Source organism: Nocardia sp. NPDC127606, from assembly GCF_042671725.1.
Taxonomy (GTDB): Bacteria; Actinomycetota; Actinomycetes; order Mycobacteriales; family Mycobacteriaceae; genus Nocardia.
Genome location: NZ_JBHXWQ010000004.1, coordinates 1 through 25,861, shown reverse-complemented (window position 1 = coordinate 25,861; position 25,861 = coordinate 1). Strand labels below are relative to the sequence as shown.

Annotated in this window: 24 protein-coding genes and 1 tRNA gene; 10 read left to right on the top strand and 15 right to left on the bottom strand. The window is 67.0% G+C overall.

Going from position 1 to position 25,861, the window contains the following annotated elements; all coding sequences use genetic code 11:
* Positions 1 to 92: 92 nt before the first annotated feature.
* Both ACFVJ5_RS19835 and ACFVJ5_RS19830 read right to left on the bottom strand, forming a co-directional pair.
* Positions 93 to 2,252 (bottom strand): molybdopterin oxidoreductase family protein, encoded by a 2,160-nt coding sequence (locus ACFVJ5_RS19835; RefSeq protein ID WP_379221990.1) that lies wholly within the window; start codon positions 2,250 to 2,252, stop codon positions 93 to 95.
* Between the two features lie 107 nt (positions 2,253 to 2,359).
* Positions 2,360 to 2,863 (bottom strand): hypothetical protein, encoded by a 504-nt coding sequence (locus ACFVJ5_RS19830; protein ID WP_379221988.1) that lies wholly within the window; start codon positions 2,861 to 2,863, stop codon positions 2,360 to 2,362.
* Positions 2,864 to 3,055: 192 nt separating this feature from the next.
* On the opposite strand from ACFVJ5_RS19830, the gene ACFVJ5_RS19825 reads away from it, so the two are divergent.
* Both ACFVJ5_RS19825 and ACFVJ5_RS19820 read left to right on the top strand, forming a co-directional pair.
* On the top strand, positions 3,056 to 3,640 hold the full coding sequence (locus tag ACFVJ5_RS19825) for a DUF4282 domain-containing protein (protein WP_378638068.1): 585 nt from the start codon (positions 3,056 to 3,058) through the stop codon (positions 3,638 to 3,640).
* 121 nt (positions 3,641 to 3,761) lie between these two features.
* Entirely contained in the window at positions 3,762 to 4,607 is an 846-nt protein-coding gene (locus ACFVJ5_RS19820) for a helix-turn-helix domain-containing protein (RefSeq protein ID WP_379221986.1), read from the top strand.
* On the opposite strand, the gene ACFVJ5_RS19815 is transcribed toward ACFVJ5_RS19820, so the two are convergent.
* A complete protein-coding gene (locus ACFVJ5_RS19815) occupies positions 4,591 to 5,010 on the bottom strand; it encodes a MarR family winged helix-turn-helix transcriptional regulator (protein ID WP_379221984.1) in 420 nt (139 codons plus the stop codon). The genes ACFVJ5_RS19820 and ACFVJ5_RS19815 overlap by 17 nt on opposite strands.
* Before the next feature lie 85 nt (positions 5,011 to 5,095).
* Between ACFVJ5_RS19815 and ACFVJ5_RS19810 the strand changes: the two genes are divergently transcribed.
* Positions 5,096 to 6,574 (top strand): MFS transporter, encoded by a 1,479-nt coding sequence (locus ACFVJ5_RS19810; RefSeq protein WP_379221982.1) that lies wholly within the window; start codon positions 5,096 to 5,098, stop codon positions 6,572 to 6,574.
* A 60-nt stretch (positions 6,575 to 6,634) separates the two neighbouring features.
* Here ACFVJ5_RS19810 and ACFVJ5_RS19805 read toward each other — a convergent pair whose 3' ends face one another.
* Positions 6,635 to 7,186 carry a dTDP-4-dehydrorhamnose 3,5-epimerase family protein gene (locus tag ACFVJ5_RS19805; RefSeq protein WP_379221980.1) on the bottom strand — a complete coding sequence of 184 codons (552 nt, stop codon included), beginning with the start codon at positions 7,184 to 7,186 and terminating at the stop codon, positions 6,635 to 6,637.
* 3 nt (positions 7,187 to 7,189) lie between these two features.
* On the bottom strand, positions 7,190 to 8,062 hold the full coding sequence (rfbA, locus tag ACFVJ5_RS19800) for a glucose-1-phosphate thymidylyltransferase RfbA (protein WP_378638078.1): 873 nt from the start codon (positions 8,060 to 8,062) through the stop codon (positions 7,190 to 7,192).
* A gap of 244 nt (positions 8,063 to 8,306) precedes the next feature.
* On the opposite strand from rfbA, the gene ACFVJ5_RS19795 reads away from it, so the two are divergent.
* Positions 8,307 to 9,353: an alpha/beta hydrolase gene (locus ACFVJ5_RS19795; protein ID WP_379221978.1), complete on the top strand. Its 1,047-nt coding sequence runs from the start codon at positions 8,307 to 8,309 to the stop codon at positions 9,351 to 9,353.
* A gap of 119 nt (positions 9,354 to 9,472) precedes the next feature.
* On the opposite strand, the gene ACFVJ5_RS19790 is transcribed toward ACFVJ5_RS19795, so the two are convergent.
* Positions 9,473 to 10,171 carry a hypothetical protein gene (locus ACFVJ5_RS19790; RefSeq protein WP_379221976.1) on the bottom strand — a complete coding sequence of 233 codons (699 nt, stop codon included), beginning with the start codon at positions 10,169 to 10,171 and terminating at the stop codon, positions 9,473 to 9,475.
* Between the two features lie 326 nt (positions 10,172 to 10,497).
* Here ACFVJ5_RS19790 and rfbB point away from each other — a divergent pair, with 326 nt between their 5' ends.
* Positions 10,498 to 11,499 (top strand): dTDP-glucose 4,6-dehydratase, encoded by a 1,002-nt coding sequence (gene rfbB, locus ACFVJ5_RS19785; RefSeq protein ID WP_379221974.1) that lies wholly within the window; start codon positions 10,498 to 10,500, stop codon positions 11,497 to 11,499.
* Between the two features lie 21 nt (positions 11,500 to 11,520).
* On the opposite strand, the gene ACFVJ5_RS19780 is transcribed toward rfbB, so the two are convergent.
* Complete coding sequence (locus ACFVJ5_RS19780) at positions 11,521 to 13,044, bottom strand: DUF2142 domain-containing protein (protein ID WP_379221972.1); 1,524 nt, start codon at positions 13,042 to 13,044, stop codon at positions 11,521 to 11,523.
* Positions 13,041 to 14,009, bottom strand: coding sequence for a glycosyltransferase family 2 protein (locus tag ACFVJ5_RS19775; protein ID WP_378638091.1), 969 nt, complete (start codon positions 14,007 to 14,009; stop codon positions 13,041 to 13,043). The genes ACFVJ5_RS19780 and ACFVJ5_RS19775 overlap by 4 nt, the downstream gene beginning before the upstream one ends.
* Positions 14,010 to 14,213: 204 nt before the next feature.
* Between ACFVJ5_RS19775 and ACFVJ5_RS19770 the strand changes: the two genes are divergently transcribed.
* The 3 genes from ACFVJ5_RS19770 (at position 14,214) to ACFVJ5_RS19760 (ending at position 17,688) form a co-directional block, all read left to right on the top strand.
* The gene (locus ACFVJ5_RS19770; RefSeq protein ID WP_379221970.1) at positions 14,214 to 14,762 is read left to right on the top strand and encodes a GtrA family protein; all 549 of its coding nucleotides are present in this window, start codon (positions 14,214 to 14,216) and stop codon (positions 14,760 to 14,762) included.
* A gap of 109 nt (positions 14,763 to 14,871) precedes the next feature.
* Entirely contained in the window at positions 14,872 to 16,770 is a 1,899-nt protein-coding gene (locus ACFVJ5_RS19765) for a glycosyltransferase (RefSeq protein WP_379221968.1), read from the top strand.
* A gap of 3 nt (positions 16,771 to 16,773) precedes the next feature.
* Positions 16,774 to 17,688: a hypothetical protein gene (locus tag ACFVJ5_RS19760; RefSeq protein WP_379221967.1), complete on the top strand. Its 915-nt coding sequence runs from the start codon at positions 16,774 to 16,776 to the stop codon at positions 17,686 to 17,688.
* 76 nt (positions 17,689 to 17,764) lie between these two features.
* Here the strand turns inward: ACFVJ5_RS19760 and rsgA are convergent, their stop codons facing one another.
* The 6 genes from rsgA to ACFVJ5_RS19730 form a co-directional block, all read right to left on the bottom strand.
* The gene (rsgA, locus tag ACFVJ5_RS19755) at positions 17,765 to 18,796 is read right to left on the bottom strand and encodes a ribosome small subunit-dependent GTPase A (protein WP_379221965.1); all 1,032 of its coding nucleotides are present in this window, start codon (positions 18,794 to 18,796) and stop codon (positions 17,765 to 17,767) included.
* Between the two features lie 254 nt (positions 18,797 to 19,050).
* Entirely contained in the window at positions 19,051 to 19,587 is a 537-nt protein-coding gene (locus ACFVJ5_RS19750) for a hypothetical protein (RefSeq protein WP_379221963.1), read from the bottom strand.
* Between the two features lie 65 nt (positions 19,588 to 19,652).
* Positions 19,653 to 20,741 carry a glycosyltransferase gene (locus tag ACFVJ5_RS19745; RefSeq protein ID WP_379221961.1) on the bottom strand — a complete coding sequence of 363 codons (1,089 nt, stop codon included), beginning with the start codon at positions 20,739 to 20,741 and terminating at the stop codon, positions 19,653 to 19,655.
* A complete protein-coding gene (locus tag ACFVJ5_RS19740; protein WP_378638478.1) occupies positions 20,738 to 21,580 on the bottom strand; it encodes an ABC transporter ATP-binding protein in 843 nt (280 codons plus the stop codon). The genes ACFVJ5_RS19745 and ACFVJ5_RS19740 overlap by 4 nt, the downstream gene beginning before the upstream one ends.
* Before the next feature lie 12 nt (positions 21,581 to 21,592).
* Positions 21,593 to 22,420 carry an ABC transporter permease gene (locus ACFVJ5_RS19735; RefSeq protein WP_379222657.1) on the bottom strand — a complete coding sequence of 276 codons (828 nt, stop codon included), beginning with the start codon at positions 22,418 to 22,420 and terminating at the stop codon, positions 21,593 to 21,595.
* Between the two features lie 311 nt (positions 22,421 to 22,731).
* Positions 22,732 to 23,310 carry a bacterial proteasome activator family protein gene (locus ACFVJ5_RS19730; RefSeq protein ID WP_379221959.1) on the bottom strand — a complete coding sequence of 193 codons (579 nt, stop codon included), beginning with the start codon at positions 23,308 to 23,310 and terminating at the stop codon, positions 22,732 to 22,734.
* Positions 23,311 to 23,396: 86 nt separating this feature from the next.
* On the opposite strand from ACFVJ5_RS19730, the gene ACFVJ5_RS19725 reads away from it, so the two are divergent.
* Positions 23,397 to 24,599: a cysteine desulfurase-like protein gene (locus ACFVJ5_RS19725; protein WP_101468303.1), complete on the top strand. Its 1,203-nt coding sequence runs from the start codon at positions 23,397 to 23,399 to the stop codon at positions 24,597 to 24,599.
* Positions 24,600 to 24,605: 6 nt separating this feature from the next.
* Here the strand turns inward: ACFVJ5_RS19725 and ACFVJ5_RS19720 are convergent, their stop codons facing one another.
* Complete coding sequence (locus ACFVJ5_RS19720) at positions 24,606 to 25,589, bottom strand: NAD(P)H-quinone oxidoreductase (RefSeq protein ID WP_379221957.1); 984 nt, start codon at positions 25,587 to 25,589, stop codon at positions 24,606 to 24,608.
* Positions 25,590 to 25,734: 145 nt separating this feature from the next.
* Between ACFVJ5_RS19720 and ACFVJ5_RS19715 the strand changes: the two genes are divergently transcribed.
* Positions 25,735 to 25,822 (top strand) — tRNA-Ser (locus ACFVJ5_RS19715).
* Positions 25,823 to 25,861 lie beyond the last annotated feature (39 nt).

Sequence of the window (25,861 nt, the reverse complement as noted above, 5' to 3'; positions counted from 1 at the left end):
GTCTAGGGGACTCTCACTGCCGGTGGGGCGTGTCCATTGTTGCGAATGGGATGAAAGCCGAGTTTGCGCAACGGTTTCCGGATCAGGACTGATCAGGCCGGACCTACCGTCACCGGTACCCCGTTGAACACGGCGGTTCCCGACACCACGTCGACCACCGAATCATCGGTCAGCACATTGGCGTTCACCCCGGCGTGCGCCAGCGCGACCGACTGGGTGGTGCTCGCGCCGTGGCCCCAGCCGTGCGGCAGGCTCACCACGCCGCGCATGATCGTCGGCGTGAGCTCGACCTGCACCGTCAACGAGCCCGCCGCCGAGGTGATCTCGGCCTGTTCGCCGAGGCCGAGGCGGGTCGCGTCGTCGGGGTGGACCTGGAGAGTGCAGCGGTTGGAGCCGCCGACCAGGCCCGCGATGTTGTGCATCCAGCTGTTGTTGGAGCGCAGCTGACGTCGTCCGATCAGCACCATCGCGGGCGCGGTGCTCGCCAGTCCGGCGCGCAGACGCTCCACGTCCGCGAGCAGTTGCGGCGGTGCCAGCTCGACCATCTTCGACGCGGTGCGCAGGACACCGGGCAGGCGCGGGCGCAGTGGGCCGAGGTCGATGCCGTGCGGGTTGTCCAGGAGGGTCTTCAGGCTCAGCTCGCCTCCGTTCCACGCGCCGTACGGGCCGAGCTTGAGCATCAGGTCGAGGCGCTGTTCGGTGGTGTCCGCGCCGGTCAGCTCGTCACGGCGCTCGCTCATCTCGGCCTTGTGCAGGGTGCCCGCGATCACGAGTTCGTCGACCATCGCGATCGGACTGGCCGCGCCCGTTCCGGCATGCGGCTGACCACTCACCGCGGCCGCGAGCCGGGCCACCACGGCCGATTCCGAGGGTCGATCGCCCAGCGGAACCAGCGGCGGCGAGTAGCGCGCGTAATTGCGCACCGCGAACTGCAGCAGCGCGAAATCGAAGTGCGGTGACTGCACCGAACGCGGCGGCGGCAGGATCACGTTCGCGTGTCTCGTCGTCTCGTTGACGTAGCGATCCACGCTGACCATGAAGTCCAGCCCGGCCAGGCCACGATCGAGTCGCGCACCGCTCGGCGCGGACAGCACGGGGTTGCCCGCCACCGTCACCAGCGCCTTGATCTGCCCCTCACCCGGCGTCTCGATCTCGTCGGCGAGGGTGGCCACGGGCAGTTCGCCCATGGCCTCCGGCAGCTCGCGGACCCGGCTGGTCCAGCGGCCGAGCCGGAACGGCCTGCTGCGCTGCACCCCGCCCGCCGCGGCATCGGCGAACATCGCGCCGCCGGGGGAGTCCAGGTTGCCGGTGAGGGTGTTGACGGCGTCGACCAGCCATTGGGTGAGCGTGCCGAACTCGGCGGTACACGTACCGATCCGCGCGTAGACGGCCGAGGTGGGCGCGGCCGCGAGTTCGCGGGCCAGCGCGCGGATGGTGTCGGCGGGGATGCCGGTGCGCTCGGCCACCGCTTCCGGTGGGAAGTCGAGGGCGGCCGCGCGCAGTTCGTCGAGCCCGGCCACCTCGACGCGCACATCGGTCAAACCCTCGTCGAACAGTGTGTGCACGACCCCGAACAGCAGATACGCGTCCGAACCCGGCCGGATGAACAGGTGCTGATCGGCGAGTGCCGCGGTTCTGGTCTCGCGCGGATCGACCACCACCAGCTTGCCCCCGCGGGCCCGCAACGCCTTCAACCGGCCGGGGAAGTCGGGCGCGGTGCACAGCGACCCGTTGGATTCGAGCGGATTGGCGCCGAGCATCAGCAGGAAGTCGGTGCGGTCGAGGTCGGGGACCGGCACCGTCAGCGGGTCGCCGAACATGAGTCCGGCCGCGACCTGTTTGGGCATCTGATCGGCCGAGCTCGCGGTGTAGATGTGGCGGGTGCTCAGCGCGCGGATCAGCACGGGCAGATAGAGCGCGCCCGCGACGGTGTGCGCGTTGGGATTGCCCAGGTACACCGCGGACGAGCCCTGGGGGATCTCGGCGAACGCGGCAGCGATCAGGTCGAACGCCTCGTCCCAGCCGGCGGCGCGGAACCCGTCACCGTCGCGGATCAGCGGGGTGGTGACGAGATCGGGATCGCTGTCGAGTTTGCCGAAGCTGGCGCCCTTCGGGCACAGGAAGCCCTTGCTGAACGGGTCGTCGCGGTCGCCGCGTACTGACAGCACCTGGTCGGCGTCGTCGAGGGTGACCGTGAGACCGCACACGGCCTCACACAGCGGACAGGTACGCAGTAGCGAACGTGGAGCCATATCTCATGCTTACGCCCACCGGGGCAGGCGATGGCCGGAAACGCCGAAAACCCGCGAGCTGCGACGTCGGGGAGGCGTCGCGGATCGCGGGTTCGGGCTGGTTCAGGTCAGCTGGCCAGGGTCAGCGCCGTGCGCTTGCCGGTCTGCTTGCCGGACTGCCTGCGCGCCATCGCCGAGCGCACGGCCGCACCGAGGGCGACGACCGGCGGGATCCAGCGAGCCTCGGTGGGGGCGACGCCCCAGGAGGCGCTGCCCGCGGCGAGCTGGGTGGGCGGCAGCGGGATGCTGGCACCGTCGGTGTGCACGATGACGCCGGCTTCACGCATGGCCTCGATCGCCATGGCGGCCTTGCGGACACCGGTGACCAGGTGGATCTCGCGACGCTCCTGGCCCGGGATCTCGATCACGGGGCCGGACAGGTTGTTGGCCCGCAGGAATCGGCGAACGTCGCCCGCGATCTCACCGGTGATCTCGATGGCCGAGACCTCGTCGTCGGTGATCAAGCAGAGGCCGTTGGTTGTTTCGGCAACCGTCCATCCACGCGCGGCGTACTCCTGCGCGGCGGCACCTTTGTCGGCGGCCGTAGTGGTGGTCGGAAACGTCGTGCGCACTGTGTTCTCCATTCCCCGAAGAGCTCTGTTCCTGCGTTCATGGGCGTATCGGCGGGAGGTGGCCGACTCGTTACGCCGTTACCGAAAAATATTCGTGAGTGTCTGCTTCGTCTCAGTCCGGTAACCTTCGCTATCGCAGGTAACGTGCCGCACAGGTTGGCGTGGGGGTCGAAAGCGGGCAGGATTCGGTGTATGACCGAAGCGCCTGGCACTCCCGAGTCGAACGACGAGGATGTCGAGGAGTTCGACGCCGAATCCCGTTGGCTCTCTTGGAAAGAGGCCGGTGGCAAGCGGCCCGATCGTGCCGGTGAAGTCTCCTACGAAGCCGATCTGGCGCGTGACGCGGGGTTCGAAGAACCGTTCCGCAGTACCGGTTCCGCCAAACAGTGGGCCGCCGAAGCCGCCCGTTCCCTGCTGGATGTGCAGTTCCGCAGGCCCGCGACCAGGACATTGCTGCCGCTGGCCTATGTGTTGGGCGTCGCGTCCTTCGGCATCGGTCTGCCGATCGCCTTCACCGTGCTGATGTGGAAGGCCTCCGCGGTGCTGGGGGTGCTGGCCGCGCTGGTGTCGATCCCGTTGGGGCTCACCATCGCGGCCTCGGTCCGCCTGATGCTCGAATTCGCCGACAACGCCGCCCGGCTGGCAGGCCGCGTCGAGCACATCAGTGACCTGGCCGATGGCCTGTTCCAGGCGCTGTCCGATGTCGCCGAGCCGGTGAGTCAGCTCTCCGAAGATGTTCGTGCGGTGCAGTTCTGGCGGTTCCGCAAGAAAAAATAGGTCTTGCGCGGTGTCCGATTCATTGTGAAACAATCCGTACGCAGATCCGAATATGTCGGCTGCGTAGGGCGGTCTCCGAAGGTTCTGTCCGGAGGCCGGAGTTCGGATACAGGGGGGAAGTATGGCTTCACCACAGGGCGTCACCGGTTCCACGATGCCGCGCAGGCAGTTGGGCAGGCACTTACGTGACCTGCGCAATCGTGCGCGGATGACTACGAGAACCGCGGCGGCGCAACTGGAGTGGTCGGAAGCGAAGATCTGGCGGATCGAAACGGGGCAGACATCGTTGCGCAGCCTCGACGTCGAGGCCATGTGCAAGGTGTACGGCGCGCCGGCCGATCTGGTCGAACCGCTGGCCGCCTTGGCTCGCGAAACCAAAGCCAGGGGTTGGTGGACGAGCTATGGCGACGTGATCGCGGAGGGATTCGAGGTCTACATCGGCCTCGAGGAAGCCGCGTCGGGGCTCGCGCTCTACGAGGACGGCTTGGTCCCTGCCCTGTTGCAGACCGAGGACTACGCGAAAGCGCTGCTCGAGCAGACGATTCCCGGGCTCACCGAGGCGGAGCTCGAGCGCAGGCTGCGGGTCTTGGCGGCCAGGCAGGCGCTGGTCACCAGGGCCGACGCCCCGTTGCGACTGGACGTGGTGCTGGCCGAGTCGGTGCTCACCCGTGTCATCGGCGACGACCGCGTCCGCGCGGGCCAGCTCGCGCGATTACGGGAGCTGGCCGAGCGCGAAACGGTGCGTATCCAGGTGGTTCCCGGCGATTCCGGCTACCACGCCGGTCTCGAATCGGGCCGGTTCGTGATCCTGGACTTCGGGGTCGACGATTCGGTGGATCGACCGGAGCCGCCGGTGGTCTACGTGGAGACCTTCGCCGGCAGCACCTATCTGGACAAGCCGGCCGAATGCGACCGCTACCGGCGTGCTTTCACCGATATCACCGCGGCGGCTACGGGCACGCTGTAGGGCTGTCCCACGAACCGGCGAGCACCGAACGGTGGGTGGGCAGGGCGCGGTCGTAGACCTCCCTGCCCTTGTCGGTGAGTTGGACGAAGATGGCGCGACGGTCGAGATCGCACATGCTCCGTTCGACCAGGCCGTCGCGTTCCAGCCTGGCCACGGCGCGCGACAGCGCGCTCTGGCTCAGGTAGATGTCCTGCGCCAGCTCCGTCATGCGGTACTTCTGACACGCCGCGTCGACCAGTCGGTCCAGCGTTTCGAATTCGCTGAGGCCGATCTCGTGGTCCCTTTGGAGCGCCTTCTCCAGGGCGCAACTCACGGCGGCATGCCTGCCGAGTAGTTCACGCCACTGACCGACCAGCTCGGTGGGCGCTTCAGGGCGCCGAGCTGACGTTACGGCCGGATTCATGGCCCCATCTTAGTGGTTGGCGCATGTTCATGCAACGGCATTTTATGTGTTGGCAATTAATGCACACGCATGTAATGTCCTCCGCATGACTTCGCCAGCAACGCTCTCGGCCGCAGATCAGGCGACCGATCCCACCAGGTGGCCCCTCCGCCTCTGGGGAATGCTGATCACTCTGTGCATCGTCCTTTTCCTCGACGGGCTCGACGTCTCGATGATCGGCGTCGCGCTGCCGTCCATCGGCGCGGAACTCGATCTGTCCACCTCCACCCTGCAGTGGCTCGTCAGCGGCTACATCCTCGGCTACGGCGGCCTGCTGCTGCTGGGCGGACGCACCGCCGACCTGCTCGGCCGCCGCAAGGTCTTCCTCATCGCCCTCGCGGTGTTCGCTGTCGCATCGCTCGTCGGTGGTCTGGTGAGCGACCCCGCGCTGCTGATCGCCACCCGCTTCATCAAGGGCCTGGCCGCCGCGTTCACCGCGCCGACCGGTCTGTCGATCATCACCACCACGTTCGCCGAAGGAAAAGCGCGCAACAAGGCGCTGTCGATCTACACCGTCTTCGGTGCGGGCGGCTACTCCATGGGTCTGCTGTTCGGCGGCCTGATGACCGGCGTCGGCTGGCGCTGGACCTTCCTGCTGCCCGTCCCGATCGCCGTCGCCGCCCTGGCCGCCGCGTTCGTGCTGGTGCCCAAGGACGGTAAGGCCGAAGAAGGCGGACACGATCTACTCGGTGCGCTCTTGTCGACGGCAGGCATGTTGTTGCTGGTCTACACCGTGGTCACCGCGCCGGAAGTCGGTTGGGCCTCGGCCCGCACCATCGGTTCGTTCCTCGCCGTGATCGCCCTGTTCGCCGCGTTCGTCGTCACCGAACAGCGCGTGAAGCACCCGCTGGTCCGCCTCGGCATCCTGCGCAAGGCCTCGCTCGTGCGGGCCAGCCTGGCCATCATCGCGGTCGCCGGTTCCTACTTCTCCTGGCAGTTCATCGTGACCCTGTACATGCAGGACACCCTGGAATGGTCGGCGCTGAAGCTGGCGATGGCCCTGTTGCCGGTGGGCATCCTGGTCGTCGGGTCGGCGTTCTTCTCCGAGAAGCTGATCGACCGTTTCGGCACCGGACCGGTCATCGCGGTCACCATGAGCGTGATGGCGATCGGCTACCTGCTGTTCCTGCGGATCGACACGGCACCGGGCTACTTCACCGTGCTGCTGCCCGCGATCCTGCTGATCGGCATCGGCTGGGTCGGTTTCCCGGCGATCAATGTGCAGGCCACCAGCGGCATCGACGACGACGAGCAGGGTCTGGCCGCAGGCGTGCTGCAGACCTCCATGCAGGTCGGCGCCGCCATCGTGCTCGCGGTGACCACCGCCATCGTCACCTCCGGCGGGCACGGAACGAGTGCCACTCCGCAGCAGATGCTCGACACCTACCGGCCGGGCCTCGAGTTCGCGGCGGGCGTCACCATCGTCGGCGCGCTGGTCGCACTGACGGTCTTCCTGCCCAGGTTCCGCAAGCCTGCCCAGGACGCACCGGTCGTCGAGGCGAAGGTTCTCGAACCGGTCGCCTGATCGGAGAACGCCGAACGGCACCACCTCTGACAGGTGGTGCCGTTCGTGGTTTCACGTGAATCAGGCGGAAAACTTCGGCGCTGCTTCGTCTTTCGCCGAGCGAACGTAGGTCAGCGGGCGACCGTCGCGGCCCTCGGTCGGCCATTCGATGCCGAGGCGCGGATCGAAAGCGTCCAGGTCCCTGTCGAATTCGGGGGAGTACTCGAGCGAGCACAGGTAGGTCACCGTCGAGCGGTTCTCCAGTGAGAGGATGGCGTGGCCGAGACCCTCGGACAGGAACACCGAGCGCCGCGATACGTCATCGAGCAGCACACTGTCCCACCGGCCATAGGTCGGCGAGCCCGGCCGCAGGTCGACCACCACGTCCAGGAACGCGCCGCGCACACAGGTCACATACTTGGCCTGACCGGGCGGATTATCGGTGTAGTGGATGCCACGCAGCACCCCGGCCGCCGAGACCGAGGTGTTCACCTGGTGCAGCTCGAACGGGCGCCCGGTGGCCTTCTCGAACTCCGAGGCCTTGAACGACTCGCAGAACATGCCCCGGTCGTCGCCGAGCAGACGCGGCGTCACCACCCAGGCGCCGGGGATCGCCAGTTCACGAAATTCCATGCGCTACCAGTCTTTTCCGCGGTCGATCAGATCCAGCAGGTAGCGGCCGTAGCCGGAACGCACCATCGGTTCGGCGAGCTTGCACAGCTGCTCGTCGGAGATCAGGCCGCGTCGCCAGGCCACTTCCTCCGGCACGCCGATCTTGAGGCCCTGCCGCTCCTCGATCGTGCGCACGTAATTGGCCGCGTCGAGCAGGGAATCGAAGGTGCCGGTGTCGAGCCAGGCGGTGCCCCGGGCGAGCACGTCGACACTGAGCCGGTTCTGCTCGAGGTAGGCGCGGTTGATGTCGGTGATCTCGTACTCCCCGCGCGCCGAGGGCTTCAGCTCGCGGGCGATCTCGACCACGTCGTTGTCGTAGAAGTAGAGGCCGGGGATGGCGTAGTTCGAGCGCGGGACCTTCGGCTTCTCCTCGATGGAGACCGCGCGGCCCTGATCGAACTCCACCACGCCGTAGGCGGTCGGGTCCTTCACCCAGTAGGCGAACACCGCGCCGCCGTCGATGTCGTGGAAGCGTTCCAGGCTGGCGCCGAGGCCGGGCCCGTGGAAGATGTTGTCGCCGAGGACCAGCGCCGCCGGTTCGTTGCCGATGTGATCGGCCCCGAGGACGAAGGCGCTCGCGAGGCCGTCGGGTTCGGGCTGCACCACATAGCTGATCGCGACGCCGAACTGACTGCCGTCGCCCAGCAGCCGGGAAAACGCGTCGGCGTCCTCCGGCGTGGTGATCACCAGAATGTCGTCGATCCCTGCCAGCATGAGGGTGGACAGCGGGTAGTAGACCATGGGTTTGTCGTAGACCGGGACGAGTTGCTTGCTCACCCCGCGCGTGATCGGGTGCAACCGTGAACCGGTGCCGCCCGCCAAGATGATTCCGCGCATAGGTGGCAAGTCTGCCAGTCCCGTCCGCCCCGGAGTCGGGGAGGTTCCGACACGTCGACGAATTGGTCACGAACGTTTCGTGACCGGGTGTGTCGGGCGATAACTGAGACAGACAAGACGTTCATCTGATTATGTGAGCGTCGATGTGTGAAACATCACTGTGTTAGATGTCAGCGCCGACATCCGTTCCGGGGGGTTACGCCTGGTCAGGGGTCGACGCGCCAGCTGTAGAGGTAGGTGCGCGATGGTAGCCACAAAGATCACCGGCGTAATGGGCGGGCTCGCGCCCGTGGCCCCGATCAGCACCGCCGAGAGGCCGGAGTCGGGCATCATCGTCAACTCCGGCCGGACCAGTACCTCCTCGCGAGTCCTGATGGGCGCCTGCCTCGGTCTCATCGGACCGCTGCTGCGCACTGTGCCCATCAACCGGGCCACCATTCCGGTCGGCGCCGTCGCGGTCGACCTGCTGTCGCGGCTGCGGCCCGAACCGCACGGCATCGAGCGTGAGCAGATCCAGCTCGAGGGCTTCAAGATGGAGATGGTGCGGCCCGCGGGCGGCTCCCGCGCGCTGCGCCACGGTGCGGTGCTGTACATGCACGGCGGCGGATTCGCGGTCTGCGGATTGCAGACGCACCGCGCGATCGTGGCCGGACTGGCCAGGCGCACCGGGCTGCCCGTGCTCAATGTCGAATACCGGCAGCTGCCCGGTGAGTCGATCGACACCTCGATCGACGACTGTGTGCTCGCCTACCGCTGGCTGCTGCGCCACGGCGCCGATCCGGCGCGCATCGTGTTCGCCGGTGACTCGGCGGGTGGGTTCCTGACCTTCGCGACCGCCATCCGCTCGCGCGAGATCGGCCTGCCGCTGCCCGCCGCCCTTGTCGGCCTCAGCCCGCTGCTCGATCTGGACTACCGGGCCAAAGAGGGCTACGTCAATGTGAACCGGGACGCCTACATTCCGCTGAAGGGCCTGGAAGCGGTCGTCCACCTCGGCGCCGAGCAAGAAGGTCCGCTCGATCCCACGCTGTCGCCGGTCAACGCCGATCTGGCCGGAATGCCGCCGGTGCTGCTCATCGCCGCCGAGGACGAGTTGCTGCGCTACGACTGTGAGCTGATGGCCCACCGGCTCACCGCCGCGGGCGTGCCCAACACCCTGGAGCTGTGGCGCGGGCAGGTGCACGCGTTCATGAGCATCCTGCCGAGCATGCCGGAGAGCCGTTCGGCGCTGGGCCGGGTGGCGAAGTTCGTTCGCGGCGCGGTGGAACCGGCCCAGCGGGCGCGAACGGCCTGAGAACGGCTCGGGCGGTCATGATCACGGTCGGCCGGCCGAGCCACCCTCCGACACGAAGAAGCGGCCCCCGCCCGGATTTCTCCGGGCGGGGGCCGCTTTCCTTCTGTTCTACGGCGAAATTACTTGGCCGGAGCGACGAAGGGCTGGTTGATCGTGGTGAAGTACTGGATCGCAGCAGCGATCGCGACCGGAGCGGTCACGAAGATCTGGCCCAGGATGACGCCGAGGGCGCCGATGGTGGTGGCACCGACAACGCAACCCGCGATCGGGCCGGCGCCGAACAGGGCGAGAAGCACACCGGTGGCGACCAGGCCGGCCGCGGCACCCGCGATGCAGCCGATGGTCGCGCCACCGAGGCCGCCGGCCAGGGTGCCGATGGTGGCGCCCATGGAGATGGTGGAGGTCAGACGGCTCCAGGCAGCCTGCTCACGCTCGTACTCGGTCTTCCAGGGAGCCTTGTCCTCGTAGGGCAGGGCCACCGGCTTGTAGACGGCCTGGGCCGGGTCGAGCTGGGGGGTCAGGACGGCCGTGTTGCCCGAGATCTCGGCGGCGATCGGCAGCTCGAAGTCATCGAGGCGGAACGACAGCGGGGTGCCGGCGACGGTGGTGCCGTTGGCAGCCTTGATCTTGAAGGCGCCGTCTTCGACGACCAGCGAGCCGGCATCGGTGGTGATGACGGACTTGGAACCGTCGACGACCTCGGCGGAGTAGTTGATCGGGGCGGCTTCTTCGGCCGGCGCGGCGTTGACAGTGCCGGCGGTGACGCCCATGGCAGCGATCAGCAGCGCCGACGTGGCGGCGAATTTCCTCATCAGCATTTTTGTTGAACCTCAAGTTTGGAGCGTGCGGAGGGGACTGGTAGATCAAAAGCCCCCGCAGCTAACCAGAGGTGAACCTGCTGTGACTGTTAGTTCAAGTTTTGTTCACCGTGGATACCCCGATGCTGGTGCGGTGCTAGAAACCTGAGCGTTGACCGGGCTTTTTCTCAGGAAAACCAACTCTGAGTCTTAACCTACTTGCAGGTAATGTGACATAGATCACGGTGTAAATATATACCGGGTCACAGGTCAGAGACGATCCAGCAACACATAACAGTGACACCTTTCGTCACGAGCGTCCGCGGAATGCACGTATCGTTGACCGAGTGCGAGTGCTCGTAACCGGCGGGGCCGGGTTCATCGGTGCGAATTTCGTCCAGCAGACCGTGGCCACGCGCCCGGATGTCCAAGTGACCGTGCTCGACGCACTCACTTACGCGGGCAACCGGGCATCGCTGGATCCGGTCGCGGATCGGATCGAATTCGTGCACGGCGATATCGCCGATCTCGATCTGGTCGACAACCTGGTCAGCGGGGTGGACGCGGTCGTTCATTTCGCGGCCGAATCCCACAACGACAACTCCCTGGCCGAGCCGTGGCCGTTCGTGCAGACCAATATCGTCGGCACCTACTCGCTGCTGCAGGCGGTGCGCCGCCACGAGGTGCGCTACCACCACGTCTCCACCGACGAGGTGTACGGCGACCTCACCCCCGACGAGCCGGGTTTCACCGAATCCACCGCCTACAACCCGTCGAGCCCGTATTCGGCGACCAAAGCGGGCAGCGACATGCTGGTACGCGCCTGGACCAGGTCTTTCGGCGTCCGTGCGACCCTGTCGAACTGCTCCAACAATTACGGCCCGTACCAGCACGTGGAGAAATTCATCCCGCGCCAGATCACCAACCTGATCGACGGCGTGCGCCCACGGCTGTACGGCGCGGGCCATCAGGTGCGCGACTGGATCCACGTCGACGACCACAATCGCGCGGTCTGGGACATTCTCGAGCGCGGCCGCACCGGTCAGACCTATCTCATCGGCGCCGAGGGCGAACTCGACAACCTCACGGTCGTCCAGCTCATTCTGCAGGCGTTCGATCGAGAGCCCACCGACTTCGACCACGTGACCGACCGCCCCGGCCACGACCAGCGCTACGCCATCGACGCGAGTCTGCTGCGCGAGGAACTGGGCTGGTCACCGCGCTACGCGGACTTCCGCGCAGGCCTGGCCGACACCGTCGCCTGGTACCGCGACAACGAGAACTGGTGGCGACCGAAAAAGGCCGATACCGAACGCGCCTACGCGGCAGCGGGCGAAAGAACTCTGTAATCCCCACCGTCGTCTGGGGAATTATCCCCAGACGACGGTGTAATACGTTGCGGCGGTAGCGACAAGCGCGAAAGTCGACGCACAGGCGACGGTGATCGCGGTCCCACGGGTCGGAATCACGCCGTCGGAATTCGTGAGTCGCAGCGGCACCACACGCGCCAGTACCGCCAGTCCCATGATTGCCAACGGCACGAAATACCGGCCCTGCACACCGTCGATGAGATAGAAATCGACCGGCGTGAACGACATGTACAGCGTCACGTAGATCATCGCCACACTCGCGAGCACCGTGAGCGCCACGATCAGCGTGCGACGGAAAGTGGCTGTGGTGGTACTCATCCGGTCGACGATGCCGAAACTCACCGCGAAGGCGAGCAGGCACGCCAGCATCGAAATCGCGGGCACGTCCACATACGCGAAACCGAGTTCGCCGAAGAACTGATTGAACCAGCGATGGTCGCGCAGCGCGATGCTCTCGCCGAAGGTGTGCACGAATTGCACCGGGTCGCTGAGGATTCCCTTCAGCTGATCGCCCGGTCGCACCTGTCCCCACTGATGGGGCGGGCGCATCAGGCCCATGCCGTCGCCGGTGGGCGCCGCGATCTTGGTCCAGGCGAGGAAAAGGACTCCGCCCGTCACCGCGAATACCCACGGGACGAATTTCAGTTTTCCGGTGAAACCGAGCCGGTCGGCGGGCACCACCACAACGAGCATCGCCAGCAGCACATAGGTCGGTTTGCTCAGCGGCAGCGCGATCGTCGCGGCGAGCAACGCGGCGGTTTCCGCCCGATGCAGTCGATCGCCGACGAACAGCGCTTTCAGCAGCAGCGCCGACACCATGATGGCGAGCGCGTTGGTGAGCGTGTCCGCGGTGACGGTGCCCGCCTGGAAAAGCGCGATCGGCAGCACCGCGACGGTGAATACCAGCCACTGGCTACGCCGCTCGCGCAGCGCGTAGAGCCCGAATCCGACAACCGCGAGATAGGCGACCAGCCCAGCGAAGCGGGTCAGCAAATACATGCCGCCCACGTTGAGGCCGAGCGCCTCGCCCAGCCGAATGCCAACGGCGGCGGGCACATACGGCACCGGCGAGTAGGCCGCGGTGTTGGTGAACCACATCTGGCGCGTCGTCGAGGAGACCTCGGCCGCGCCGAGCCGGTCGTAGGCGCCGGGGTCGGCCACCATCGCGTCGGGCTCTTCGGGGTTGTCGTTGTAGTCCTCGAAGGCGTAGCCCATCAGCGCGTCGACGCTGACCGGGATCTGCCCGCCGTAGGCCACACCGCGATCGTCGACGATGCGCTGAGGGAACACTCCGCCGTGGGCGACCTGGTAGGCGCGGCCGAACTGGGTGATCTCGTCGTGGCCCCAGAACGCGGGCGTGAGCACCGCGAACACGGCGCCGAACACGGTCGCGATCATCGCGAACGCCACCGTCGCGGCGCCGAACCGCTGGGTCACAGTCCGGATCGGCGCCAACGCCCGATCTTTACGCGCGGGGGTCTTGCTGGGTTCTACAGTCGTCTCGGGCGCGGTGGAGGTGGTCACCGACGGTCTCCGGCCGCGACGTCCTCGCTCACCCCGGCGGCCGAATAACGCAGGTAGACCAGCCGCGCCGTCTCGTGGCGGGAGCGCCGGATGCCGTCCAGGATCAGGCCCGCGGTCCAGGCGAGGCTGCCGAGCAGCAGCAGCGTGAACGCGAGGAACAGCGTCGGGAACCGCGCCACCTGGTGAGTGTTGTAGAAGTCGATCACGATCGGCACGGTCAGGATGACCGAGACCAGCCAGGCGATGGTGCCGAACAGGCCGTAGAACGCGACGGGGCGTTCGTGGCGGGCCAGGCCCAGGATCAGCGCGAGGATCTTGGTGCCGTCGCGGTAGGTGCGCAGCTTGGATTCGCTGCCCGCGGGGCGGTCACGGAAACCGACCGGCACCGAGGTCTGCGGCACGCGCAGGTGCAGCGAATGCACGGTCAGCTCGGTCTCGATCTCGAATTCGCGCGACACGGCCGGGAAGCTCTTCACGAACCGGCGCGAGAACACCCGGAAGCCGCTCAGCATGTCTTCGACGTTCTCGCCGAACACCTTGCCGACCACGCCGTTGAGCACCTTGTTGCCGGTCTCGTGACCGCTGCGGTAGGCGCTGGCGTCGGCGTCGTCCTGCTTGCGCACACCGAGGATGTGGTCGTAGGGACCCTCGAGCAGCGTCTTGATCATCAGCGGAGCGGCCGACGCCTCGTAGGTGTCGTCGCCGTCGATCATCAGATATACGTCGGCGTCGATATCGGCGAAGGCGCGGCGCACCACATTGCCCTTGCCCTTGGTGTTCTCGAAGCGCACGATCGCCCCGGCCTCACGGGCGCATTCGGCGGTACGGTCGGTGCTCAGGTTGTCGTAGACGTAGACGACGATCCCCGGCACAGCGGCTTTGAGGTCGGTGACGACCTTGGCCACCGCGGCCTCTTCATTGTGGCAGGGGACCACGGCGGCAATGCGAAGCTCGGTGGAGTCCACCCGGGTCAATCCTCGGAGTTAGGCAGCAGTGGGACACCGGGAGGCTACAGCATTATTGGCGGGCTGGCGCCCGCGTGTCCGCGGCCCTGAGGGGCCGCCGGTCAGGCACCGTTGCTTGCTCCTTCGTCGCCTACGCAACGGCGCCTGACCGGCGACCCGGCCGCGAACCGGCCACTGCGTGGCCGACCCTCCCTAGGGGTCGGGGTGGTGGTTGGCTACCGTCAGGGCGTGTCGCAATCAGTTGAACCGCCTGCTGTTCCCTTCGTGTCGAAGGTGATAGCGGGTTTGCGGCAGGGTGCGGCGTTCCTTGTTGTGGGGGCGATCGGGTTTCTCGTCGATGCGGGGACCTACAACCTGTTGGTGTTCTGGGGTGGGGGTTTCTCCTTCTCCGAAGGTGTGCTCTATCACTCGCCGCTGGTCGCCAAGATCATCGCGATCGTGGTGGCCACGGTGGTCACCTACTTCGGGAACAAGTGGTGGACCTACTCGCACCGCAAGTCCGACAGCCCTGTTCGGGAATATCTTCTGTACGCGATCGTCAATGTCGTAGCGATCCTCCTGCAACTCGGCTGCCTCGGCTTTTCCCGATATGTGCTCGATCTGTCGTCACCGCTGGCGGACAACATTTCCGCCACTGTGATCGGGCAGACCATGGCGGTCGTATTCCGCTATTGGGCCTACAGCAAATTCGTTTTCACCGGCTCATCGGCAAGCGATGAGCAACACGCGCGGAGTACGGCAACTCCTCACTGACGACGCGAGGGCGGCGTGTGATTGATATCCTCGCCCCGCCCGCCGCGACGCCCTTCTTTACGTGACTGCCTGCGCCGGCGCAGTCGATACCGAGAATTTCGAGGACTTCATGGAGCAGTCGGCTACCAAAGCCGTGACCGAATCGAACGATCGGCGCGAGGCCGCGCCCGCATCGTTGCGCGGTGAACATTCAGCGCCCGAGCGGCTCGTGCTGGCTCGAGGCATCTTCACCGGGCCCTCGGCACGGGTGAGCGACGACCTCTACGCCGTCGTCAAGGGGGGTGCCGCCGTCCGCGAACGGCATTCGCTGCACCTGCCCAAGGGCGCGACCGCGCACACCAACACCTACTTCGGCCGGTTCGCGGCCAGCTACTGGCAGCGCTGGACCACCGTCACCGAGGTGTCGGTGGGTGCGCAGCTGGTGGTCGGCAACAAGGCGAACGTCCGGCTGGTCGCCTCCGATATCGCCGGGCACCGCCGGATCATCGCCTCGCTGGTGGCGACCAGCAGCGGGGTCGTCTCGCTGACGGCACCGCTGGATCAGTACGTCGACGGTGGCGCGTTGTGGCTCGAGTTCGACGCCGTCGGGGGCGAACTCGAGATCACCGAACTCGCCTGGACCGCGCAGGCGCCCGAGAAGGTGCGCCCGGTCGCCATCGCGATCTGCACCTTCAACCGAGCCGAGGACTGCGCGCACACCGTCGCCGCGCTGGCCTCGGACGCGACCGTGCTGGCCGCGATCGACGCGGTGTACGTCGTCGACCAGGGCACCGACCTGGTCGAGGATCGCCCGCTGTTCCAGCAGGTCCGCCCTGATTTCGGCGACAAGCTGCGCTACATCCGCCAGCCCAACCTCGGCGGCGCGGGCGGCTTCACCCGCGGCCTCTACGAGGTGTCGGCGGCCAACGAGCACGCCGACGTCATCCTGATGGACGACGACATCCTCTGCGAGCCCGAGACCGTGCTGCGCCTGCAGGCGTTCGCCAACCTCACCGTCGAACCGACCCTGGTCGGCGCGCAGATGCTGTTCCTGCTCAACCCCGACTACCTCAATGTCGGCGCGGAGGAGGTGCATCTGCACGAGCTCAAGCACGGCCAGAAGGTGCCCAAGGCGCTGCGCAACACCTCCATGCTCAAGAAGAACCAGGAGCGCCGGGTCGACGCGGGCTACAACGCCTGGTGGACCTGCCTGATCCCGGCCGAGGTGGTGTCCAAGATCGGGCTGCCGGTGCCGATCTTCTTCCAGTGGGACGACGTCGAGTACGGCATCCGCGCGCGCGAGCACGGTTTCGTCACCGTCACGCTCCCCAACGCGGCCGTGTGGCATGCCGACTTCTACTGGAAGGACTACGACGACTGGGCGCGGTACTTCTCCACCCGTAACTCGCTGATCGTCGGCGCCCTGCACACCGATCTCGACGGCAAGGCGATCACGCGCGAGTTCTTCCGCTACATCGCCGAGCACCTCGTCGGGATGCAGTACGGCTTGGTGCACACCACCTTGCAGGGCATCGAGGACTTCATGAAGGGCCCGAAGGCGTTGCGCGACGGCGGTATCGACGCGCTGGCCGCCGCCCGCAGCACTCGCAACGACTACCCCGAGACGATCAAGCACCCCGCGGCCACCCCGCCGGTGAACTCCGCCGACATCTCCGTGCGCCGGGCCAGCGGCGAACCGAGCCGCGTCACCCTGGTGCTGATCAAGCGCGCCATCACCCAGTGGACCGGCCGCACGCAGCCCGGCCTCATCGGGGTCACCCGTGAGGACGCGCATTGGTGGCACGTCGGCCTGTTCGACCACGTGGTCGTCACCGATGCCTCACAGTCCGGCGTGCGGGTGCGTCGCCGCGACAAGGCGCGTGCGCGCGCGCTGCTTGTTCGCGCCTACCGCACCCTGCGCAAGCTCCGTAAGGAACTCCCGGCGTTGCAGGCCGAATACCGCGGGGCCGTACCGGAACTCACGAGCCGGGAGAACTGGGCGCGGCTGTACGGCATCGACCCGAACTGACCCGTGACCCGTTTCGTCCGGGCCGCCTCCGCTGCTGACGCGGAGGCGGCCGCCGGGCTGCACGCCGAATTGCACGCGCATTTCGAGGTGCACCGTCCGGCCGACATCGCGCGCCGCACACGGCGGCTCACCCACAACGACTACTCCGCGTGGCGACCGGCACCACTGCTGATCGTCGAGGACGAAACACCGCTCGGTTTCGCGAGCTACGAGTTGTCCCGACCGAGCAAGTGGTCGGCGGGCGATCTCCGTATCTCGGAATTCCTGATCACCGAGCCGGCGCGCGGCACCGGCGCGGGCGCGGTCCTGCTCGCCGCCGTCCACGCGGTAGCGAGCGCCGCCGGAGTAGCGGTGAGCGAGCCGAACCAGGCCGACCCGGATGTGTTCACGACCGTGGAGCGCTACATCGGCTCCCATGTCATCAACTTCGCCTACGAGCGGGTTCGCGCCGGGCACTGGTTGTCGCTGCGTGCCGAGGCCGAGGAAAAAGGCTGGCCCGCACCGCGACTCGACGACCTGTGGCACACCGAACTCCACGACGATCCCGAGCCCGGCCACCTCTACGCCGAGGGTGAGGTGCCGTTCATCCTGCTGCCCGACGGCCGGGTGGTCACCGCGCGATTCCGGACGATCCATGTCGAGGAATACCTCGGTCACGGCCCGGAGAACCGCTGGACGCTGGCCCTGTCCGGTCGCGAGTTGCGCACGATAGGCGGGCTGGAGATCGACCACAGCTGGTCACGAGCGGAGAACCGGCCCGCGCTCGCGGTGGCCGTGGACGACGGCCGACTCATGGTGAACTACTCCTACTACGCCGGCAATCACTTCGGCTCCGACTCGGGCACCATCGACTACTTGATCGACTTGGCCGAGGGCACCGCGTCTCAACGCGCCCACGTCACCTTCGAACAGGACTAGCGAGATCATCAGGCACTGACGCGGTTCGGCTCTCGGCCGTAGTTCGCGCGAGTGCCTGATGATCAACGGCTCGGACTCAGCGGCGGCCGCGTTCGCGGTAGTTCTTCCGCTGCTGTTTGCTGATGTCGCGCCAGACTCGTTCGCGTTCGGCGGCCAGACGCTTGTCGGTGCGGGCGGCCATCCACTCGTTCTCCTTGGCCAGCTTGCGATAGCTGGTCAGCCTGCGTTCGGCGATGGTGCCATCGGCGAGGGCGGCCTGGACCGCGCAGCCGGGTTCGGTCTCATGGGCGCAGTCGGCGAAACGGCAATCGGCAGCGAGGGATTCGATGTCGCTGAAGGTCTTGCCGATGCCGTCGGCGGCGTCATAGAGGCCGATACCGCGCAGTCCCGGGGTATCGATGAGCGTCCCGCCGCCGGGGAGCGGCCGCAGTTCGCGATGCACGGTGGTGTGGCGGCCTTTACCGTCCACGGCACGAACCGCGTTGGTGGCGAACACTTCCGCGCCGAGCAGTGCGTTGGCGAGAGTGGACTTGCCCGCACCGGACGGCCCGATCAGGGCGACGGTGCCGCTGAGCACCGCGGTGAGCACATCGAGACCGACCGCCACAGCGGCACTCACCGCGACCACGGTGGCGCCGGGCGCTACCGCACGCACCTCATCGAGCGGAAGATATTCCGCGGCATCAGCTTTGGTGAGCACGACAACCGGCTGGGCATTGCTCTCCCAGGCCAGCGCGAGCATCCGTTCGATCCGCCCCAGGTCGACATCACCGTCGGCGGCAGAACAGATCAGCACGGTATCCACATTGGTGGCCAGCACCTGGGCCACCGAGCGCCCGGACACCGACGACCGCATGATCGCCGAGCGTCGTGGGAGCAGTTGTCGCACAGTGCCTTCGGCATCGAGTCCCACCCAGTCACCGGTGCACAGTCCGGTGATGTCGCGCGGGCAGGCGGCTCGCGCAGGGCCGCGCGGGGTCACCACATCGCATTCGCTGCGGTCCATCCGCACGATGCGAGCGGGTGCGAGATCGCCGAGCAGCGGCAGATATTCAGAAGCTACGGCTTCGGTCCAGCCGTAAGGGACGAGCAGGTCGTAGTCGACCATCGTAAGGAATCCTTCGTCGGGTGCCGAACCCGAACGACGGGTTCAGCGAGTAGAGGTGATGTCCGGAGCAACCTGGGCAGGCGCACAATCGCGCCGCCCGGCCACGGCAATCCACAGGTGTGTACTCACGGACATCCACCTCCTCTCCAACGTTCGAACACCACTTTGCCCGACCACGCCGACACCCGGCAACTCATTTTCCGTGCGCGGCCCGATGACGGCACGCCTGCTGTCCCGCAGGTAGGCGTTCGGGTCTACGGCACGAAGACTTCGGTCGACTGGGGGATGTTGGGCTTGTCGGTGCGGACCGTGACCTGGATTCGACCGGGGCCGGTGTTCGCGATCAGGTCCTGGACCGGGTAGGTGCTGGTGCTGGTGGCCGGGACAAAGCGGGTCACCGAGCCGGTGGCGCCGCTGTCCACGTTCCTCCAGTCGACGACAACGTTCACATCGCACGCCAGCACGGTGGGCGCCCAGTTACCGAGTGGTGAGAAGCCCTGCGAGACGCGCAGGGCGATGCTGTGGGTGGCGCCGGGCGCCACGCTCGGGGAATTGAGCGGTCCGTCGAACGCGGTGCCCGCCACGTTCAGGATGCCGACGCAGACGCCGTTGCCCAGGGTCGCTACCGGCGCGGTCCTGACTTCGTTCATCACGCAGGAGCGCGGGCCGACATTGGACCAGCCGAGCTGGCACGTGTCGTCCGCCTGGGCGGTGCCGGGTGCGGCGAGACAGAGCGCGGCGCCGGCGAGCACGGTCGCCGCGGCGGAGGCGAAACTCTTTGCGAAGGTCACGGTTCGCATCGTATGACCGATCGGCCGATTGTTGCCAGAGCGAACTACCCCCTAGTTTCAGGGGCTTAGTCGGGTTTACCGAAGTGCTCGTTGCGGCCCAGCGACCGCAGCCGGAACCATTCCTTGAGCCCGGCCGGGTCGCGGCGGGTCACCAGGAAGAACCAGGAGAAGCGGATCCACTCCTGCGGCAGCAGCTTGCGCATACCGGGCTGCGACATCAGGTAGCCGCGATTGCGGTAGGTGAAGTAGCGCTTCACCGGGTCGTCCGGGTACTGGGTGTGCATCCGCCCGCCCAGGATCGGCTTGAATTCCTCGGCGCCGTTGGGATGCAGGTAGGCGGTCTGCAAGCAGGTGCCGAACGGCAGCCCGGAGCGGACCAGGCGGCGGTGCACCTCCACCTCGTCGCCACGCACGAACAGCCGCAGGTCGGGCACGCCGATCAGGTCCACGGCCTTCGCCGAGATCAGCGCGCCGTTGAACAGCGACGCGATGCCGGGCAGGAAGTCCTCGTCGCCGAGCTCCGAACGCAGCCGCCGCCACACCACGCCGCGGCGCAGCGGGAAGGCGAGACGATCCGGCTCGTCGATATCGCAGACCACGGGCGACACCTCGACCAGGTTGTGCCTGCGCGCGCAATCGATCAGTGTCGCGAGCACTTCGGGCCCGTCGGGGCGGCCGTCGTCATCGGCCAGCCACACCCAGTCCGCGCCCTGGGTGAGTGCGTGCAGCATGCCGAGCGCGAAACCGCCCGCGCCGCCGAGGTTGTGGCGTGAACCCAGGTAGGTGGCTTCGATCGGCTGCTGCGCGACCAGCTCGGCCACCGCGTCCTCGTTGGCGTTGTCGACGACGATCAGATGGTCGACCGGACGGGTCTGCGAGGCGAGCACTTTCAACGACTCGGCGAGCAGTTCGCGACGCTTGTGCGTGACGACCACCGCGATGATCCGCGCGGTCGGGCCCGTCTCGGTCGTGATGTCGGCAGGTTCGGCGCCGGGGGGCAGTTCCGCGTCATCGGGCAGCACGACCGCGGGCAGCGCGTCGTCGGGCAGCACGGCGGCAGGCTCGACGGGTGCCGGAGTCGCCTCGAGACGGTCGGTCATGCTGAACCCACCCGGCACGGCAGCCGGGGCAGCCTCGTCACGTTGACCGCTCATACCTGATTCTGCTCCAGCTTCTTCTCGCCCGCCGCGCCGAGTGCGCCCTCGGTTTCCAGATCACGCAGCACCTGTGCCACGTGATTACCCGCCTCGGGCCCCTCATACGCTCGCACAACGTCCTCGATCCCGCCCTGTTCGCGGATCTGACCGTGGTCGATCCACATCGCGGTATCGCAGAGCTGGGCGAGGAATTCGTTGGAATGGCTGGCGAACACCAGGATGCCCGACCGTGCGACCAGCGACTGCAGCCGCGTGCGGGCCTTCTTCATGAACTCCGCGTCGACCGCGCCGATGCCCTCGTCGAGCAGCAAGATCTCGGGGTCGATCGAGGTGACCACACCCATCGCCAGCCGCACCCGCATACCGGTGGAGTAGGTGCGCAGCGGCATCGACAGGTACTCACCGAGTTCGGTGAAGTCGGCGATCTCGTCGATCTTGGCCATCATCTGCTTGCGCGTCTGCCCGAGGAACAGGCCGCGGATGATGATGTTCTCGTAGCCGGAGATCTCCGGATCCATGCCGACGCCGAGGTCGAACACCGGAGCCACCCGACCGCGGATGCGCGCACTGCCGCGCGAGGGTTCGTAGATGCCCGAGAGCAGGCGCAGCAGTGTCGACTTGCCCGCGCCGTTGTGGCCGACCAGGCCGACCCGGTCGCCTTCCTTGAGCGAGAGGTTGATGTCGCGCAGCGCCTCGACCACCACCACATCGGAGCTGTTGCGCCCGATCGCGCCGCCCGCCTTGCCGAGGAACGCCTTCTTCAGCGACCGTGACTTGGCGTCGAAGATCGGGAACTCGACCCACGCGTCATGGGTTTCGATACTCACACGGCTCATCGAGAACTGCTCCTAAACCCAGTACGGGACGCGGGCACGATACTGCTTGAGCGCCAGGATCGCGACAGCCCAGCCGACGACGGTGATCGCACCGACGATCGCCCAGTGATGCCATTCCGACGGCTCACCGAGCAGGGGAGCGCGCACGATCTCCAGGTAGTGATAGGTGGGGATGATCTCGAGGAGCTTGGCACGGTCGCCCGCTCCGCCGACCGAGTTCTCCAGCGCCTTCGTCGACCACATCACCGGGGTCAGCACGAACAGCATCAGCGTCATCGAGCCGAGGATCGGGGCGATATCGCGGTAGCGGGTGGAGAAGATGCCGAAGACGATCGTCACCCACATGGCGTTGAGGAACAGCAGCAGGATCGCGGGGAACACCAGCAGGAACGACAGATCCAGATCACGCCAGATCGAGAACGCCACCACCAGCACCGCATAGATCGCCGCATTGTGGATGAAGAACAGGAATTGCCGCCACACCAGGCGATACACGTGCACGCTCAGCGCCGAGGGCAACTGTTTGATCAGTCCCTCGTTGGCGATGAACACATCGGAGCCCTCGAGAATCGAGGCACTGATGACGTTCCACACGATCAGGCCGACGGTGACATACGGCAGGTACTCACTGATCGGCTGGTCCAGCAGCGTCGAATACAGCAGACCCATCGCCAGCGCCTGCAAACCGGTCGCGATGGTGATCCAGAACGGACCGAGCACCGAACGGCGGTAGCGCTGCTTGATGTCCTGCCAGCCCAGCGACAACCACAGCTCGCGCTGGTGCAGACCGTCGCGCATGTCCTTGAACGCACGCCCGAAGGTCTGCGAATCCGACACCATCGGCGTCCTCACCAGCAGCGCGGCGTCGGTGGTGTGCTCGGCAGCGGCGGCTTCGGCCACCTCTGCGTCGGTGGGGGTGTCTTCGGAATGCACGGGGCTCTCTTCGGTACGCGCGTCACTGCGATCGGAGACCGAATCAGGACGGGCGGCAGCGGCGGGCACGGTCCCCGACCTTACAGTGTTGTTTTCCGGCTGGCGCCGGGTGTCGCGGCCCCGGGGGGCCTCGATCTTCCCTCCCCTCCGGGTACTCCTTCGTCGCACCCTCCGCTCAGTCCAGATCGAGGCGGGCCGCGAACAAGAGATTCGGGGGTTTACAGGTACTGACCGCCGCCCACATGGCCGCCTGCCTTGGCGTCCCCCGCGTGCATGCCGGGCGGCAGCGCACCCTGGCGCATCTGCTCCAGCTGGGCGCGGGCGGCCATCTGCTGGGCGAACAGCGCGGTCTGGATGCCGTGGAACAGGCCCTCCAGCCAGCCGACGAGCTGAGCCTGGGCGATGCGAAGTTCCGCGTCCGAGGGCACCGAGTCGTCGGTGAAGGGGAGGGTGAGGCGTTCGAGTTCCTCGCGGAGTTCCGGGGCGAGGCCCTGTTCGAGCTCGCGGACCGAGGACTTGTGGATCTCCTTGAGGCGCGAGCGGCTGGCGTCGTCCAGCGGTGCGGCGCGAACCTCTTCGAGAAGCTGCTTGATCATCGTGCCGATGCGCATCACCTTGGCGGGCTGCTCGACCATGTCGGTCAGCGACTCTGCCGACTCGCTCGCGGCCTTCTCGTCGTCGGGCACGACCTGTGCGGTGAACGCGGACGCGCTGTCGGCGTCGGCGGGCACAGTCAGTGGACGGCCGTCGGGACCGATCACGACGATGGATTCGGGGACATCCTCCGAGTGCGTCATATCCCCATCATTGCGTGTGTGCCGGCTTCGCGCTAAAACCCCTACGCGGTTACACCGGGAGGCCCCCTGCCCTTAAAGTGGCCACCATGACTTATGACGTCGCGAGGGTTCGGGGCCTGATACCGTCCCTGGGCGACGGCTGGATCCATCTGGACCCGCAGGCGGGGATGCTGGTTCCCGATTCGGTATCGCGTGCCGTCTCAACGGGTTTCCGTACCTCCTCGTTTTCCCACATCGGCCGCCACGGTGCGGCATCGCGCAGCGGCGCGATCCTCGACGCCGCCAGGGAAGCGGTCGCCGATCTGGTCGGCGGAGATCCGGCCGGCGTCGTCCTCGGTCCCGATCGCGCTGTACTGCTGGCCTGGTTGGCCGAATCGCTGAGCTCGCGTCTGGGCCTCGGTACCGGCATCGTGCTCTCCCGTTTGGACGACGAGGCCAACGTCGCCCCGTGGCTGCGCATCGCCAACCGCTACGGCGCGCACGTGCGCTGGGCCGAGGTGGAGATCGAGACCTGTGAGATGCCGTCGTGGCAGTTCGAGGAGCTGATCGGGCCGACCGCGCGCCTGGTCGCGCTCACCGCCGCATCGCCGATCGTGGGTTCGGCGCCCGGCGTCCGGGTGGCGGCGGATCGGGTGCACGACGTGGGCGGTCTGCTGGTGGCCGACGCGTTCGGCGCCGCGCCCTACGCGCTGATCGACATCGACGACCTCAATGCCGACGTGGTCGCGCTGAGCGCACCGTCGTGGGGCGGGCCGCAGGTGGGTGCGCTGGTTTTCCGCGACCCCGCGTTCCTCGACCGCATCCCCTCGATGTCGCTCAACCCCTATGCCAAGGGTGCTGAACGCCTCGAAGTGGGCGGCCATCAGTACGCCCTGCTGGCCGGGCTCACCGAATCGATCGACTTCCTCGCCGGACTCGACGAACGCGCCACCGGCACTCGCCGCGAACGCCTCGAGATGTCGATCACCTCGCTGCAGGACTATCACGACCAGCTCTTCGATCACCTCATGCAGGTGCTGGAGAAGGTCGACAACCTCACCGTGATCGGCCGGGCCTCCACCCGCATCCCGACGGTCAGTTTCACGATGGCCGGGATGCAGGCGGAGAAGGTGGCGGCCAAGCTGGCCGACGCCAGGATCGGCACGGTCAGCGGTGTGCACGGCGGCAGTCGACTACTCGACGCGCTGGGTGTGAACGACGAGGGCGGTGCGGTGACGATCGGGCTCGCGCCCTACACGACCCGCTACGAGATCGACCAGCTCGGCCGCGCCCTCAGCGCCCTCGAATAGCGTGCGCTAGTCGCGAACCCGCAGGATCACCTTGCCGAAGGTCTGCGCATCATCGAGCAGCTCGTGCGCGCGGGCGGCCTCGGTGATCGGCAGCTCGGTGGAGATCACGGGCACGATCTCGCCCGCGGCTATCTGCGGCCACAGTTGTGCGTGGACCGCCGCGATGATCTCGGCTTTGCTCCCCGGCCCCGATCGTGGTCGGCTGCGCACGTTGGTCGCCGCGACGGTGCCCCATTTACGCAGCAGTGCGGCGAGGTTCAGCGTGCCGCTGACGCCGCCCTGCATCCCGATCACCACCAGCTGCCCATAGGGTGCGAGCGCCTCCACGTTCCGTTCCAGATACTTGGCACCCATGTTGTCGAGAATCACGTCGGCCCCACCCTGATCCGCGACCGCCGCGACGAAATCGTCGGTCCGGTAGTTGATCAGGATCTCCGCCCCCAGCTCGGCGCACTTGGTCAGCTTCGCGTCCGACCCGGCCGTCACCGCGACCCGCGCCCCGAGCCCGCGCGCCACCTGGATCGCGTGCGTCCCGATCCCGCCACCGCCGCCGTGGATCAACACCAGCTGCCCTGATCGCAGCCCCGCCGTCATCACCAGGTTCGACCACACGGTCGCCGCCACCTCTGGCAACCCCGCGGCCGCGACAGCGTCCATCCCCTCCGGAATCGGCAGCAGCTGCGTCACCGGCACCGCCACGAACTGCGCGTACCCACCCCCCGCCAGCAACGCGCACACCCGATCCCCGACCTGCCAGTCCGTCACCCCCGCCCCCAACCGCGCAATCGTCCCCGAACACTCCAACCCGAGGATCGAACTCGCATCCGCGGGCGGCGGATAGAACCCCTTCCGCTGCATCACATCGGCCCTATTGACCCCCGCCGCAACAACTTCCACCAGCACTTCGCCGGGCCCCGGCTCCGGATCGACCGCCACGGTCCACTCCATGACCTCCGGCCCGCCGAACCCGTTCAGCTCAATCGCGTACATGACACCAATCCTCTCCCCACACCCCGCCGGTAGCCAGAACCCCGCGCGCCCATGTCGCCCACACTTCCCGCCGACGCGAGGCAACCCGGCCCGGTCCGGCCAGACTTGCGGAAGGCCGGATCAGGTCAGCTACCATCCTTCCCAGGGAGACGTGGCAGAGCGGCCGAATGCACTCGCCTTGAAAGCGAGCATGGGTAAAACCATCGGGGGTTCAAATCCCTCCGTCTCCGCCAAAGACCCGCAGGTCAGCCAGCGGACTTGCGGCGTGGCCG